This is a genomic window from Ornithinibacter sp. (assembly GCF_035443565.1).
Classification (GTDB): domain Bacteria; phylum Actinomycetota; class Actinomycetes; order Actinomycetales; family Dermatophilaceae; genus Fodinibacter.
Window position 1 is genome coordinate 3,773 of record NZ_DAORSO010000151.1, and the last position, 1,450, is coordinate 5,222.

Consider the following 1,450-nt stretch of genomic DNA (forward strand, 5'->3'; position numbering starts at 1 on the left):
ACCTCGGCAGGTCAGAGGCGGGCAGCCTTCTTGGCCATCGCGGACTTCTTGTTCGCGGCCTGGTTCTTGTGGATGACGCCCTTGCTCGCAGCCTTGTCGAGCTTGATCGAGGCGACCCGCAGGGCCTCCTTGGTGGCGTCGACGTCGCCGGAGTCGGCGGCCTCGCGGAACTTGCGGATGGCCGTCTTGAACTCGGACTTCACTGCCTTGTTGCGCTCGGTCGCTGCGCGGTTGGTCTTGATGCGCTTGAGCTGGGACTTGATGTTCGCCACTGGTGTCGTCTGTGCTTTCTTCTGGGTCGGATGCCGTTAGAGGGCGGCAGTCGCGTGTCGGGACCGGACGTGGGGACATCCGTGGTTGACCCGCGCTGGGTGGTGCTGTCGTGCGCGCACGACCTCAAGCGCGCACGCAAGGGTCAAACTTACCAGCGGTCCCGCAACGGAGCCAAAACGGCGGCGTCAGGCGTGATTGCGCGAGTGCTGCCCGGTGATCGTGAGGACCACGCGCTCCACGGCGTAGACCGGGTCGCGCCCGCCACCCTTGACCTCGAAGTCGGCCGCGGCCAGGGCCTGCAGGCTCACGGCCAGCCCTTCCGCGGTCCAGCCCCCGAGGGCCCGGCGCGCCTTGTCGACCTGCCACGGGGCCATGCCGACGTCGCGCGCCACGTCGGCCGATCGGCCCCGACCGGCAGAACCCACCTTGATGAGCTGGCGCACCTGCTGGGCCAGGACGGCGACGATCGGCACCGGGTCGACCCCGACGGCGATGGCGTGCCGCAGCAGGCGCAAGGCCTCCCCGGTGTCACCGACCATGGTGGCGTCGGCGACCCGGAAACCCGTCGCCTCGACCTTCCCCCCGTGGTAGGTCATGACGACCTTCTCGTCGATGACCCCCGTGGTGTCGTCGACGAGCTGCTGGCAGGCGGCCGCCAGCTCACGCACGTCCTTGCCGACGGCCTCGACGAGCGCGTGCACGGCCTCGGCGGTGGCCTTGCGGCGGGCGCGGCGGAACTCGTGGGCGGCGAAGTCGGCCTTGTCGCGGTCGGTCTTGATGGCCGGTGCGTCGATGACTCTCGCCCCGTTGCCGCGCAGGGTGTCGAGCACCTTCTTGCCCCGCGCGCCCCCCTTGTGGGTGACGACGAGGGTGAGGTCGGGCTCGGGTTCGCCGGAGAGGGCGGCCAGCAGATCGGTCTGGAGGTCGTCGGCGGCCTCGTCGAGGTCGTGGACCACGATGCACTTCGCGCCGCCGAACAGTGACGGGCTCGCGTGGAGCAGGAGCTCGCCGGGGGTGTAGGCCGCGGCATGGAGCCGGATCGTCTCGAGGTCGGGCGCGGTGACCTTGAGGTCGTCGATGGTCTGGGCGAGCCCGCGCTCCGCGAGCACCTGCTCGGGCCCGGCGATGAGGACGTACGGGGGCACCCGGTGGTGCACCGCGACCTCGTCCGTCATGG

The 1,450-nt window shown here is 70.3% G+C and carries 2 protein-coding genes; both read right to left on the minus strand.

All coding sequences use genetic code 11. The features are described 5' to 3' along the window. Positions 1–11: 11 nt before the first annotated feature. Entirely contained in the window at positions 12–272 is a 261-nt protein-coding gene (gene rpsT, locus PLL68_RS12210) for a 30S ribosomal protein S20 (RefSeq protein ID WP_159898589.1), read from the minus strand. A gap of 186 nt (positions 273–458) precedes the next feature. Next, the gene (gene holA, locus PLL68_RS12215; RefSeq protein WP_324534459.1) at positions 459–1,448 is read right to left on the minus strand and encodes a DNA polymerase III subunit delta; all 990 of its coding nucleotides are present in this window, start codon (positions 1,446–1,448) and stop codon (positions 459–461) included. Between the last annotated feature and the right edge of the window lie 2 nt (positions 1,449–1,450).